The sequence below is a fragment of the Pseudoalteromonas sp. C2R02 genome (assembly GCF_018860845.1).
GTDB lineage: Bacteria > Pseudomonadota > Gammaproteobacteria > Enterobacterales > Alteromonadaceae > Pseudoalteromonas.
Genome location: NZ_JAHKQC010000008.1, coordinates 108859 through 123883 on the forward strand (window position 1 = coordinate 108859; position 15025 = coordinate 123883).

Annotated in this window: 9 protein-coding genes; 2 read left to right on the plus strand and 7 right to left on the minus strand. The window is 35.6% G+C overall.

From position 1 onward, the window contains the following. Positions 1 to 21: 21 nt before the first annotated feature. Positions 22 to 2298 carry an acyl-CoA dehydrogenase gene (locus tag KO527_RS01275; protein ID WP_216038589.1) on the minus strand — a complete coding sequence of 759 codons (2277 nt, stop codon included), beginning with the start codon at positions 2296 to 2298 and terminating at the stop codon, positions 22 to 24. Positions 2299 to 2483: 185 nt separating this feature from the next. On the opposite strand from KO527_RS01275, the gene KO527_RS01280 reads away from it, so the two are divergent. Continuing rightward, positions 2484 to 4325 carry a M2 family metallopeptidase gene (locus tag KO527_RS01280; protein ID WP_216038590.1) on the plus strand — a complete coding sequence of 614 codons (1842 nt, stop codon included), beginning with the start codon at positions 2484 to 2486 and terminating at the stop codon, positions 4323 to 4325. 664 nt (positions 4326 to 4989) lie between these two features. Beyond that, a complete protein-coding gene (locus KO527_RS01285) occupies positions 4990 to 8085 on the plus strand; it encodes a TonB-dependent receptor (protein ID WP_216038591.1) in 3096 nt (1031 codons plus the stop codon). Positions 8086 to 8169: 84 nt separating this feature from the next. Here KO527_RS01285 and KO527_RS01290 read toward each other — a convergent pair whose 3' ends face one another. From KO527_RS01290 to KO527_RS01315, 6 genes are all read right to left on the minus strand, one after another. Next, positions 8170 to 8985: a putative porin gene (locus tag KO527_RS01290; protein WP_216038592.1), complete on the minus strand. Its 816-nt coding sequence runs from the start codon at positions 8983 to 8985 to the stop codon at positions 8170 to 8172. A gap of 216 nt (positions 8986 to 9201) precedes the next feature. Then, on the minus strand, positions 9202 to 9576 hold the full coding sequence (locus tag KO527_RS01295) for a PH domain-containing protein (protein WP_216038593.1): 375 nt from the start codon (positions 9574 to 9576) through the stop codon (positions 9202 to 9204). A gap of 155 nt (positions 9577 to 9731) precedes the next feature. Then, positions 9732 to 10649, minus strand: a complete 918-nt coding sequence (locus KO527_RS01300) for an ABC transporter ATP-binding protein (RefSeq protein WP_216038594.1) — start codon at positions 10647 to 10649, stop codon at positions 9732 to 9734. Continuing rightward, entirely contained in the window at positions 10646 to 11479 is an 834-nt protein-coding gene (locus tag KO527_RS01305) for an ABC transporter permease subunit (protein ID WP_252733313.1), read from the minus strand. The genes KO527_RS01300 and KO527_RS01305 overlap by 4 nt, the downstream gene beginning before the upstream one ends. Before the next feature lie 97 nt (positions 11480 to 11576). Next, positions 11577 to 13064: an MFS transporter gene (locus tag KO527_RS01310; RefSeq protein WP_216038607.1), complete on the minus strand. Its 1488-nt coding sequence runs from the start codon at positions 13062 to 13064 to the stop codon at positions 11577 to 11579. Beyond that, positions 13054 to 14943 (minus strand): alpha-amylase family protein, encoded by a 1890-nt coding sequence (locus KO527_RS01315; protein ID WP_216038595.1) that lies wholly within the window; start codon positions 14941 to 14943, stop codon positions 13054 to 13056. Before KO527_RS01315 ends, KO527_RS01310 begins: the two co-directional genes overlap by 11 nt. Between the last annotated feature and the right edge of the window lie 82 nt (positions 14944 to 15025).

Below are 15025 nucleotides of genomic sequence, written 5' to 3' on the forward strand. Positions count from 1 at the left end.
TTATATAAAATTGATATGACTTTATAACTCACCCTTTTTAAAGTTATCAACTGAAATTGCAGCCAACCTTAATTTATTAGCCTTAGCCATGTCATCGGCTTGCTCTTGTGTAAATAGTTTAATTTCAACGCTTTGCTTAATCTCTTCTTCAAAGGATAAGCCTGATGCTAAACTGCCACCCTTTTTAGCAGAATGTAACTTATTGAATAAGGCTTCACAATTATGCATCGCAATAAATGCTGACTCCATTATATACATACCGCCAGCATCACCTTCATGACATAGGTGAGATAAACGATTTCGCATTACACCAGGCTGTAGCATATGAGAGCACACTGATTTAGATACCGCGTCTGGCACTTGCTTATAATGATTGCCTAACGGAAAAACTAATCGTCTTAAAATGAAAGCAAAAGGCCTTGAAGGGAAATTATCAAACAATCCTTCAAAAGCTTGCCCTATTTGATACAAACTATGATCTAAAGAATAACAAACAAAGGGTAAATCTGATTGTTGTCGGCCTTCGTCTTCAAATCTTTTGAGGACCGCTGAGGATATATATAATTGACTTAATACATCTCCGAGTCTAGCTGAAATCATTTCTTTTCGTTTAAGATCTCCACCTAAAGTCAGCATAGCCACATCTGTACAGATAGCTAAAGCGCGGCTCATACGAGTAAGTTGTTTATAATATTTAGCAGTTGTACCACTGACAGGCGCTTTACTAAATATTGCACGTGTTAAACCATGCCCTAATGCGGCGCCAGCATTAGTCATCGCAAATAAAATATGCTTGATCAGTAAATCATCAAAATCTTGTAAACCTTTATCAAAGTCAGGCTCTCCCGCTGCAGCCATTTCTTTTAAAACATATGGATGACAACGTGTCGCACCTTGCCCAAAAATCATTAAGTTACGGGTTAATATATTAGCACCTTCAACCGTAATCGATATTGGCATGCCCATATAAGCGTGACCTAAATAGTTATTTTCCCCTAACTGTATGCCTTTACCGCCATGTATATCTAATGCATCATTAATAACCGTACGGCTCATTTCTGTCATATGATATTTAGCGATTGCGGTAACAACTGATGGACTCACTTTTAAATCTAATGCGCCTGCTGTCATAGTACGCATGGCTTCTAAACTATAAGTAAACCCACCTATACGCGCTAAAGATTGTTGAACACCTTCAAATTGGCCAATTGATAAACCAAACTGTTTACGCACATAAGCATATGCTCCTGTCATCTTTGAACATCCATGACCTGTTGCTGTGGCCAATGCCGGTAACGAGATACCACGACCTGCACTTAAACACTCAACTAACATGCGCCAGCCTTTACCGCCAAAGTCAGACCCTCCTATGATCCAATCTAGCGGAATAAATACATCTTCACCATATGTTGTACCATTCATAAATGCCATTGCCATAGGGTTATGGCGCTCCCCAATTTCAACGCCTTCGTGATCTGTTGGAATTAAAGCACAGGTAATACCAATTTCTTTTTTATCGCCTAGTAAACCATCGGGATCAAACATTTTAAATGCTAAACCTAAAACACTCGCTACAGGTGCTAAAGTTATATATCTTTTTGACCAGTTTAGACGAATACCAATAACAGTTTTACCTTCAAACTCCCCCTCACAAATGATACCTGTATCTGGAATACTGCCCGCATCAGAGCCTGCTTCAGGCCCTGTAAGTGCAAAACAAGGCACTTCAGTGCCATTTGCCAATTTAGGTAACCAAAAGTTTTTTTGCGCTTGTGTGCCATAATGCATTAATAATTCGCCTGGACCTAAGCTATTAGGTACCATAACGGTTACTGCCGCACTCAAACTTCGTGTTGCAATACGAGATACTATTGTAGAGTTAGCGATCGCTGAAAAGTCTCTACCTCCATAAGACTCTGGAATAATTAAAGAGAAAAAACCTTCATCTTTTAAATATTGCCAAACATCTTTAGGCAAATCTTTATCTTCATGTACAATTTTATAATCATCTAACATATTACATAGTATATTTACTTGATTATTCAAAAACGCATTTTCTTTATCAGATAAAGCAGGTTTAGGGTAGGAATGTAATACACTCCAATCTGGTGAACCTTTAAATAACTCACCATCCCACCAAATGTCGCCAGCTTCCATTGCTTCACGTTCAGTTTGAGATAGAGGCGGTAAAACCTTTTTAAACATTTTAAATGCTGGTCGCGTGATCAAGCTTATTCTTATATCTTTGACCAAAAAAATAATAGTGACTGTCACTATTAGTAATAACAAAATAGACATTTATAATTTCCTTTTGAAAACACTGTCTTTAAAAATCATTTTTTAAGTTTAGCAAGAATTTATAACTTTATGATTTATTTATTAGTTCATAACTACCCTTTTATTAAAAACGAAAGGGAATTTACCAAGGCTTTTCTCACTGTTATGATAACCGCGGGTAAAAACACACATATCTAGGGTTAATAATGAAAACAAAAATATTTAAACCAAGCATGACTGCATTAGTTGTCGCTGGGGCATTAATGCTTACGGCATGCAACAGCGCAGAAGACAAAAAGCCAGTAACCAGTATTGTTCAACAAGTGACAGCTGCTGATGCAAAACAATTCCTTGATTCAACTGAAAAAGAGCTTGTTGCTTTATACCTTGAAGCCAGTCGTGCTGAATGGATTTACGCTAATTTCATAACGGAAGATACCTCTCAGCTTTCAGCTGAAGTAAACCGTAAAATGACTGAAACAGTTGTACGTTTAGCTAATGAAGCCACTAAATTCAATAGTATTGAACTTGATGCAGATAGCCGCCGTAAGCTAGATAAATTAAAACTAGCACTCACATTACCTGCGCCACAAGATGCAGATAAAACAGCAAAATTGTCACAACTTGTTGCTAAATTAGGTGGCCTTTACGGTAAAGGTAAATACTGTAAAGAAGGCGCTGAATGTTTAAGTTTAGGTGACATGACAGCTAAAATGGCCACGAGCCGTGATTACGATGAATTATTAGATTTATGGCAAGGATGGCGACAAGTTGCTAAACCTATGCGTCCTTTATATGAGCAACAAGTTGCCCTAACAAACGAAGGCGCAAAAGAGTTTGGTTATGCTGACACTGGCGCAATGTGGCGCAGTAAATATGATATGCCTGCTGATGATTTTGCTAAAGAGTTAGATCGTGTTTGGGGTCAAGTAAAACCATTATATGACTCATTGCATTGTCATGTTCGTGCTAAATTAGGTGATAAATACGGCACAGATAAAGTACCACAAGACCAACCAATTCCTGCACATTTATTAGGTAATATGTGGGCGCAAACTTGGGGCAACGTATATGAATTAGTGGCACCTGAAAACGCAGATCCTGGTTATGATGTAACTGAATTATTAGCAAAACATAACTACGATGAAATTCAAATGGTTCGTGGTGCAGAGAAGTTCTTTACGTCTATGGGTTTTGATCCATTACCAGAAACTTTCTACGAGCGCTCTTTATTCACTAAACCTAAAGACAGAGACGTACAATGTCACGCATCGGCTTGGAATATCGATTCAAAAGACGATTTACGTATTAAAATGTGTATTCAACGCACTGGTGAAGAGTTTTCGGTGATCCATCACGAGCTAGGCCATAACTTCTACCAACGCGCTTATAATACACAACCTCTTTATTATCAAGAAAGTGCCAATGATGGCTTTCACGAAGCGATTGGCGATACAATTGCATTATCTGTAACGCCTGGTTACTTAAAAGAGATTGGTTTATTAGATAAAGTACCTGATGAATCTAAAGATCTTGGTTTATTAATGAAAATGGCAATGGATAAAATTGCATTTATTCCATTTGGTTTAATGGTTGATCAATGGCGCTGGCAAGTATTCTCTGGAGAAGTAACACCAGAGAATTACAATAAAGCATGGTGGGATTTACGTCAAAAATACCAAGGTGTGATGGCACCAATTGAACGTACTGAAAACGACTTTGATCCAGGCGCTAAATACCATGTACCAGGTAATACACCTTACACGCGTTACTTTTTAGCTCATATATTACAATTTCAATTCCATAAATCTTTATGTGAAATTGCGGGTAATAAAGAAGCGATACATAGATGTTCTGTATATAACTCTAAAGAAGCTGGTGAACGTTTAAATACCATGTTAGAAATGGGCTCAAGCAAAACGTGGCAAGAAGCGTTAGAAGTTGTGACAGGCAAACCTGAAATGGATGCAACTGCAATTTTAGAGTATTTTGCACCGCTTAAAAAATACTTAGATGAGCAAAATAAAGGCCGTCAATGTGGTTGGTAATTAAACCTGCTATGAAGCTTTATTAAAGGTGACAAGTAAATACAATTTAACCGCATTTATTTTTAAATAAATGCGGTTTTTTAATTTTACTAAAGAAACATAGTGATAGTTGAAGTTTTAGCACTGTGTATATAAACTAATGTAATCTTTTTTTGAATTCCTAATTTCACATCATTAAAATTTTATTAAATATAAAACTTAAATACCTGAAATAAAAAATATAAATTATTGATATGATTATTTAAAGTTGTAATTGTCAGTTCCTGCCAAAGAAAAGTGTCATTATTCTATAAGCAATTTCATTCTTCTGATAAAAGTAGATTGTTACCCCTGACCCATTAATTTTACGATAATAGCTACTCAATAGAACAAATATTCTATAAAATGCACAGTCAACCGATTACACCTAATTACAAAGAGCCACAACAACAAATAAAAACCTCAGACAAAAACTTATAAGCTACTGATTAAAAAGTACTTAACGAGCAGTAACTTTAAAACAATAAAAAACGACCAAAACATTAAATTACAAAAATGCAGTTAAATTTAAACAAGTTACACACTTTAGGTCTATCATTCATAAAACTGCCATAAAAGTTTGTCAGGCTGAATTTTTAAATACTACAAAATCAACAACATTTAGTTATTACGGGAAACTAACAAAATGAAAATGCAATTGCGTAAAAAATTTCTACCTTTGGCTATCGCAGCAAGTTTAGGCTCAGTGAATGCCTTTGCTAACGATACTGCTTCAGCATTAAAGGGCTCAATCTTAGGTCCTAATGGAAATCCTGCAACGGGTACTAAAATTACCATTATCCATATTCCATCAGGATCTACTAAAACAACGCTTATTGGTGAATCTGGCGGTTTTAGTACTAAAGGCCTTCGTGTTGGTGGTCCATATAAAATTGAAGTTGAATCAGAGCAATTTGAAGATACTGTAGTAGACAATATCTTTTTAACTTTAGGTAAAACATATCCGATTTCTGTAAAACTTAATTCAAAAAAAAATATGGAACAGATTGAAGTAACTGGACGTCCATTGTCAATGCAATCTGGCGGCACTGGACCTGCTACACACTTTACTTTAAGTGACATAGAAAACCGCCCTGCCATTAATCGTGACATCAAAGATATTGTAAGAACAGATCCGCGTATCTACATTGACGAGTCAAGTAGCGGTGCTATTCAATGTGCCGGTGGTAACCCAAGATTTAATAGTCTAACGCTAGATGGCGTTCGAATGAACGATAATTTTGGTCTAAATAGTAATGGTTACCCTACTGAACGTATGCCTTTTTCTTTTGATTCAATTGAGCAAGTTGCTGTAGAGTTGGCTCCATTTGATGTGCAATATGGGGGTTTTACTTCATGTAATATCAATGCAGTGTCAAAATCTGGTACTAATGACATTCGTGGCGGCGTATTTATTGATTATACTAGCGATTCATTATCTGGCGATAAAGCTGATGGTGTATCTAAAGATATTGGCAGTTATGATGAAAAACGCTACGGTTTTAACGTAGGTTTACCACTGATAAAAGATACTTTGTTTTTATTCACCTCGTATGAAAAATTAGATGGTGCGCAGGTATTTGAATATAACGCTTTTGGTACTGGTGATAATGATATTGATCAGGCCACTGTTGACCGTATTATTGATATAGCAAAAACTAATTACGATTATGATCCCGGTTCATTAGTGCCTAGTTTACCTGTTGATGATGAAAAATTATTAATTAAACTCGATTGGAATATCAATGATGATCATCGTGCTAGCTTCGTTTATAACTACAATGATGGTTTCACTTTAAGCCAATCTGATGCTAGCTCAAGCCGCCTATCTTTATCTAATCATTTCTATGAACGAGGTGCTGAACTACAGTCTTATGTGACATCTATCTACTCAAACTGGACAGATGATTTTTCTACTGAAGTCAGAGTAGGTTATTCAAAATTAGATAATCGTCAGATTTCCCTTGATGGCAATTCTGGTTTTGGCGAATTTAGAGTAAAGACAGGAAATGGAGATGTGTATTTAGGACCTGATGACTCTCGCCAAGCAAACAAACTAAAATACGATAATTTATCATTAAAACTCTCTGGTAATTACTACATGGGAGATCATGAACTTTCATTTGGCTATGAGATGGAAGAGCTTGATGTATTCAATATGTTTGTACAACATAATGAAGGTGAATATCGCTTTGGCTCAATTGAAGATTTTGAAAACGGTATTGCCCGCGTTTATTATGGCAATGCGAGCTCTCATAACCCTGAAGATGCCGCAGGTGAGTTTAAATACGCTTTAAATACACTTTACGCACAAGATAAGTTCGATTTAATCGATTATGACATGACGATTACTATGGGTTTACGTTATGACTGGTATACGAGTGATGATGTGCCTAACCAAAATGATGCTTTTGAAGCGCGTTATGGCTATTCAAACCAACAAAACTTAGATGGCGTGAGTTTATTACAACCAAGACTGGGGTTAAATTGGCGTTATAATGATCAACTCGAAATTCGTGGTGGCATTGGATTATACTCTGGAGGTAATCCAAATGTTTGGATTTCTAATAGTTATTCAAACGATGGTATCCGTAACATTCAAGTTAACGAAAGAGGTATGCAAATTCTTGGTCCTGATGCAGTGGCATTTAACGGCACAGGCCGCCCAGGTTATGATATTCCATTAGACTTATATAATGAGGTTGGCTCAGGTAGTGCTGATGACAGTACTAATGTAACAGATCCTGATTTTGAAATTCCATCAGAATGGAAAGTATCATTAGGTGCCACTTATATTACAGAATCTGATTACGTATTAAGTGTTGATTACCTATTTACTGATAAGCAAGATTCAGCTGTTGTTTATAACCTAGCTGACGATCAAGTTGGTATCGCACCAGATGGTCGCCCTGTTTATGATAGTGTAAACCACAAGTACAAATCTGACTTTTTATTAACCAATGTTAAAGGTGATGATGCGTTTTCTCATGTTTTATCATTTGCAGTAAATAAATCGTTTGATAATGGCATCGATGTAGCTGCGTCATATGCATTTACTGAAGCAAAAGAAATACATCCAATGACAAGCTCAGTTGCATTCTCTAACTATCATAATATTGCTGTTTGGGACCCTCAAGACCCAGAACAAAGCACGTCAAATTATGAAATTCCCCATAGATTTACGCTTAGCCTAGGGTATAGTCATGAATTTATGGCTGGATATAAAACACGTTTTAACTTATTTGGGCAAGCTAGCCAAACTAACCCATATTCGTATACTTTTTCAAGAGATACAGATGGTCTAGGCTTTAACGATAATGACCGTCAATTACTGTATGTACCAACTGAAGGTGACTCAAAAGTAACATATGGTGAAGATTTTGACTTATCAGCATTTAATGACTGGGTTAAAAGTGAAGGTTTAACACGCGGTGAAATTACTGAACGTAATGAAATTGATGGTGATTGGTGGGTAACATTTGACTTAAAAGTTGAGCAAGAATTTGCTGGTTATACTGATGGCCATAAAGGTTCTGCATACTTTGTCGTTAAGAATGTTGGCAATCTATTAAATTCTGATTGGGGCGTACTTAAAAATGGTGATAGCATGCAGGCCGCGGTTACTGCTGAAATTGTAGATGGTCAATACCACTTTACTGATTTCCATAAACCTGCCGGAACAAGTGTACAATTCAAACCTTCTGTTTGGGAAATTAGATTAGGTGTGAAATACACTTTCTAAATAACAATTTATTAAATCCTTAAATTAAAAACCAGTCAATTGACTGGTTTTTTTTACCCTAGATTTGATTAGTCTTAAAATTAATTAAAACTGTGCAGAAAAATTAACTGAGTAAATATCATAATCTGACCAAGCATCGTCTGACGCATTTGATTGATAACCCACACTTAAAGCATAATTTTGGTTAAAGAAATGCTTAGCAACAATATAATAATTATCATCATCATCGTAGCTCGCAGCAACTGACGTTTTATCATTAAAATAAAAAGCCACATTACCCGATAAATCGTTGTCGTAGTCATCATTATGCTGGTAATTTAAACCTGCAACTAAATACTGACCACCATCTAAAGCCCGAAAATATTTAGATGATAGTGTTTGATAGTCAAACTCATCATCTGAGTGATAAGTAAAACCGATATAATCTTTACCAGCTAATTGATGATTATATGAAGCTGAAAAACTGTAATCCGTATCTACACCTTCTGATTTATTTGCATATGCGTTAACTATTAAATCATCTGAAATTAAATAACCAACTCTAGCGCTAAAAGAATCTGAGCTACCTGAGTTATAATCAGAATATGAGTAAGATCCACCTACTACAAAGTTATCTATAAATAAACTACCGCCGGTTGCAAAGTTATCAGAATTATCTGTATGTAAGTAATTTCCGAATACATTGCTTGATGTATTAATATATTTTAATTGATCTAATGGTCCTAATGTTTGTTGTTTTTCGAAAAAGTACGTCGTACCTACACCTGTACTATCAAAAGAACGTTTAGAGTCATAATTGGTATATCCGATTGAAGAAAAAGATTGGTATTCCTGTGCCATAACACTTGAGACTGGTAAAAGAAGGCTTGGGATGATGATTGCTAATTGTTTCAATTTCATTTTTACATTCCTAATTGTAAGTGTACCTTTATTTTAGGTACATCCTGAATTTGAAATGAATAGTACATTGAAATTTTAGTATCGAAAAGTTTTTAACTGTTTGAAAATGTAAGATAATGTAAAGCTTATATTTTAAATTTGCGCTACGACCTTTACAGACTTTCCTTCAATGTCGTAGCGCAGTTGCTTTAATAGAGATGCTTCGCATCTCTATTTTTATAAAACAAACTGACTTAATATTTTATAAACATCATTAATATTATCGCCTGCTTTAAACTCTTTGGTTAAAGGTTCAAGCTCTGAGCCTATCCAAATTTTTAATTCTGCATCTAAATCAAAGTGCCCTGCACTTTCTTTGCTAAATTTGGTGATTTTAGAATAAGGAATTGACAATAACTCCACTTTAGAGCCTGTTACGCCTTGCTTATCAATTAGAATTAAACGTTTATTCGTAAATACAAACATATCTCTGATTACTTTATATGCTTTTTGTATTTCTTCGCCATCTATTAAACAATCACCTAGTACTTTGTCTAAATCATCACTATCGACTTCACTGGCATTGCCCAATAAACCACTTAAAAGACCCATTTAAATTTCCTTTTATTATTATTTATAAATTAAGAAGAAACAGCTTAAATTCGGCTTGTTTCCAATTACTTACTTGTATTACATTTTTACTGTTTTGATAATATAGTACAATTCACCCACATTACGAAGTAATGACAATAAATGCATTGTTATAATCAATTAAAAAGTTGATTCTCAAGTGTTTTTCCATTAATCATTTGTTTGTATTGCCAATTATTATCATGACATAATTGTAAAATTTGAATATCAATTGGCAAACTATTATCGTCTGGTTCGATACTGATTAAATATTCTTTATCTTGGGTATTTGTTACTTGTGTAACTTGTGAGATAGCTTTTAATTTTTGCTCAAATTCAGGCATTGTATTTGCCATTCTTAAAGTAATATAAGATAAGTCTGCTTCATTGGTTAAAGTTTGATGCTCTTTTAAAACACCATTTTCTAAATATAATACTTGTTCGCATAAGCGCTCTAATTCACTTAGATCATGAGAACTTAATATAAAGGTCGTTTCACCCGATAAGTTAGCCACAAGCTCTCTAATTCCTCTTGCATGTAATGGATCTAAACCTGCTGTTGCTTCATCTAGCATGACTATTTTAGGCTCACCAATTAAAGCTTGGGCTATTGTTACACGCTTACGCATACCATGAGATAACGCCTCAGGCTTTTCATTTAAAACCTCTTTTAAGCCAACTAAATCTAGGGTACGTTCAGCTTCATATTTACTTTTTTTAGTATTAAAACCTTGTAACTGACCATAAAACTTAAGTTGATGAGCAATTGAAAATCGAGGATCTAATTGTGCATCTTGTGGCAAAGCGGCTAAATTACCAAAAGTGGCTGCGCTACCTGGTTTGTTGCCCATAATTGACACATCACCAGAGGTTTGCTGAATATAGCCACATAAAATACTAAATAAAGTGGTTTTACCCGCACCATTTGGACCAACAAGCGCAACTGGCTCTCCTTTATTAATTTCGAATGAAACATTATTAAGTGCTTGTTTCGCTCCAAACATTTTATTGATATTAGAGACTTTAATTAAAGGCTGATTTTGTGAATAACTCATAGTGCACTCCTTTTCATAAAGATACTGGCTAACGCTAAATATGCCGATGTTTGAACTAGAGGAATAATATAATGACTCAAACCTAACCCTTGTTGACCAACCACGTCACCTAATTGCATACCTGGAAACACATAATTAAGGTGAGATGCCATAGGAATTTTATATTCTAAAATACCTACAAATATTGAGCCCAAACCAAAAAATAACAATGTCATCACTGCTGCTAGTTTTGCAGATTTAACAAAACTATTAAAAAATGCCATTAAAGCAATAAAAGGTAAGACAGCAATAAATAGCTCTTTAAACAAGTAAAGTGATTTTGTTACAGCAGGCATAAATAAGCTTGAATCACGCCAAATTGCCATTATAGTTGTGGCGATTAAAGTCAGTAAAATTAGTGCTGATATAATCATTACTTGCCCTAAAAATCGACCAAATAATATCTCATTACGACTCGCCCGCAAAGAGATAAACCTCAGTGTGCCCCGAGTGCGATCTGCACAGGTTTGATCGCTTGAAGCAATGACAGAAAATATCGGAAATGAATAAATGGCAATTAACCAATAAAGGGATAATTCAGAAACAGGCCAATCAAGTAATTCAGATAATCCTAATACGCCAAACATTTGTTTAGCCATATCTTTAAAGTTTTCTGAAGAAACGATGCTAACAGCTGAATTAACTGGATAGTACAAAATGATAAACCAAGCGGTTGCAAAAGCGAGCACCGCTAACATGCCGCGTTTGGTAAAAAATAAACGAATTAATTCAAATTTGATCAGGGCCCAAATGCGCCAATAACTAGATTGTAAATGTTGTGCTGATAGCAAAATAAAAGCTCACTATTTTATTGTTTTGCTTACCCTAATATTGGCGCAATAAAATAGCGAGCTTTCTTTTGTAAATATTAATGAAATTTATAATAACCTAAGCTATTTCAACCTTTTTGACTTCAACAGCTTCAGAAGCGGTTTCTTTAATAAACAATACTGAAACGGCACCTAATACCATAGAGCCACCAGCCAGCATAATAATATTAATCGCCTGATTATCAAAAACACTACTCAATATCCAACCAGCAAAAATACCCGATATGATTTGTGGTGCAGCAATCGTAAAGTTAAATATCCCCATGTAAACACCCGTTTTATGGATTGGTAATGACCCCGCTAAAATAGCATATGGCAAGGCTAAAATTGCCGCCCAAGCAATACCAACTCCTATCATTGGAATAAAGAGTGTGACAGCCCCTTGAGGTACTGTAATTTCAGTGATAAATAAATTCACTAAGGTAGGCTCACTGTTTGAAATCAGCATAAAGCTTAAATAACCTAAGCCACCCGCTAATAATGAAAGTGAATACACCAATTTACGACCAAAAGTATTCGCCAATTTAGCTAAAAAGATAGAGAAGAAAGCAGCAAACAAAGAATATGCAGCGAATAAAATACCAACCCAATCACCTGCGGCACCTTTTGCTTGTGCGATATGCTCTGGCACACCGCCAACAGACTGAATATATGTTGGATCAAACCATTTTACGTCTATACCCCAAACATGCTGCGCAATTGCTGGCATGGTATAAACCCACATTATGAACAACGCAAACCATGAAAAAAACTGCACTAAAGCTAAGCGTTTCATAACAACTGGCATAGATTTCATTAAACCCAAAAAGCCTTTTAGCTTTTCAAAAAGGCTTTTATCTTGTGCCTGCTCTTTCGCTATTTCCTCACTGTCCATGCCTTTAAAAGCATAATATTCTTTTGGTGCATATTCTTTTGTTCTAAAAACAGTCCATAAAACAGTACCTAATAGCACTGTTGCACCAATATAAAATGCCCATACTACTGATGGCGCAATACTGCCTGCTTTAGAGGTGTTTTCCAAGCCTACAACATTTGTTAATACAAAAGGTAAAATTGAACCAACAACAGCACCGATATTAATTAGAAAAGCTTGAATAGAATAACCTTGATTCATTTGCTGATCTGGCACCATATCTGATACTAAAGCGCGAAATGGCTGAAATGCGATATTAAATGATGCATCCATAACGGCTAACATCATGGCACCAAATAACATAGGGGTAATAAATGCGACAAATAACGGTGCATTCGGCATTAATAACATGCCAACAGTGGCTGATATTGCACCTATTAGTATATAGGGGTTACGTCGACCAAAACGATTCCAAGTTCGATCTGATGCAGAGCCAACCAAAGGTTGAATTAATAAACCCATAATAGGCGCAACTAACCAAAACAAGGATAGCGAATGTAAATCTGCCCCTAAATCAGATAAAATCCGACTGACATTGGCATTTTGTAATGCAAAGCCAAATTGCACCCCTAAAAAGCCAAAACTCACATTCCAAATCTGCCAAAAACTTAACTTAGGTTTATTATTCATTATTATTTCTCACTTTATAAACTAAAGACCCTAACGACGATATTTTCAATTTTATCAATCCTTGACCACCTTTCACTATCAGCTCATTTGTAGCACCGGATAACGCATCAACTAACGCATATCTGCCATCTATCAGTTGCCAATTTTTAATTAATTTTTTCGCGATAGAAACTTCAAGTTTAGCCTCAGATGTATCAAATTGATTGATCACAATATAATTCTGACTATCATCAAATCGTGCAAACGCTAATACAGAAGAATTGGTTTTCTCTTTATTTATTTCAAGGGGTGAAAATTCACCATGAGCAAATACACTATCCTGAGATAAGTTTAATAAACGACTGTAAAACTCCCGTAAAGTGTGTTCTTGATCCGTTAATAAAGCACCATCAAACTTACCATGATTCATCCATCTTTGATGTGCTGGTACGCCTACATAATCAAAAATACTGGTGCGGCTTGGTTTACCAAAACCCGCATCTTCAGATCCATCCTCGCCGACTTCCTGTCCAAAGTATAACAAATTCGGCGCTGTACTTATTAAGCTAGAAACCACCATAGCGGGTTTTCCTTTATTAGCATCACTTGCAAATTCAGGGCTGGCAATACGTTGCTCATCATGATTTTCTAAAAAGTGCAGCATGTGCTCTGAAATATCTGAAGATTTTTCAAATGCGGTAAATAAAGTATTAGCGGGTTGTTTGCCTTGTATAATAAGCTTTAAAGTATCGTAAAAGTCCACTTTATCATATAGGTAATCCATTTTTCCTAAATGGATAAATGGACGGTATAAACTAGGGTTATAAACTTCTGCAAGAATAAAAGCGTTTGAATTTTTAACTTTGATAGATGAATTTAAAAAACTCCAAAACTCAACAGGCACCATTTCAGCCATATCATATCTAAAGCCATCAACACCTTTATCTATCCAGTAAAGTGCAATATCACGAAACTTATACCAACTATCAGGTAATGCTTTATCTTGCCAAAAATCGTAATGTGCTTGGTAACCTAATTTATCGTAGCCTTCAGGCAGACTTGGGAAGTCATAAGATCCATCAGGTTTAACACCATAATTTACTTTTACTGTTTCATACCAATCATTAAAGTGAGGCTGTGCTTTACGACTGCCATTGCCTGTCCATTTGGCTGGCGACTCTTCAAACTCTCCATCCGCTAAAATATGTTTGTCGCCTCCTAAAGTGTGATAACTATTAAGTGATTTAGGGACTTTAAAATCTTCACCTACAACATAATAAAAGTTATTATTTTTTGCATACGCGAGGCTAGTATCATCATTAGCACCAAAATCTGTTACGCCTTTTGGATTAGTCAAAGACTGATAATTTCGTGCAATATGATTAGGCACGATATCTATGATCACCTTCATATCATGCTGATGTGTACGTTTTATAAGAGATTCAAATTCTGCTAAGCGATTTTTTGGATTGATAGCAAGATCTGGATTAACATTGTAATAATCTTTTATGGCATAAGGAGAACCTGCTCGCCCTTTAACAATATCAGGGTCGTCCTGACTGATACCAAACTGAGAATAGTCAGTTATCACATCATGATGTAATACACCTGTATACCAAACATGACTTATACCAAGCGCTTTTATCTCTGTTAAAGCGACGTCAGTAAAATCGTTAAATTTACCTACGCCATTTTCATTGAGTGTACCCCATGGCTTATTATTTGTATTTTTGTTGCCAAATAAACGCGTAAAAACTTGGTATACAACAGGTTTAGTTTTTATTGATTCTTCTGAGAGTTCTTGTTTTTGCGCGCTTTCGCAAGATGCTAATGTGCTAACACCTATAACTAAGCATGAAAGCAGTGCAAGTTTCGATTGTTTTAATGTTTTTTGATACGTCACTTTATGAACCTTTAGTTGCCCGTATCAAAATACTAATCTGAACCTCGGCTGACTAACATGCCTTGCATACGTATTCAGTGTA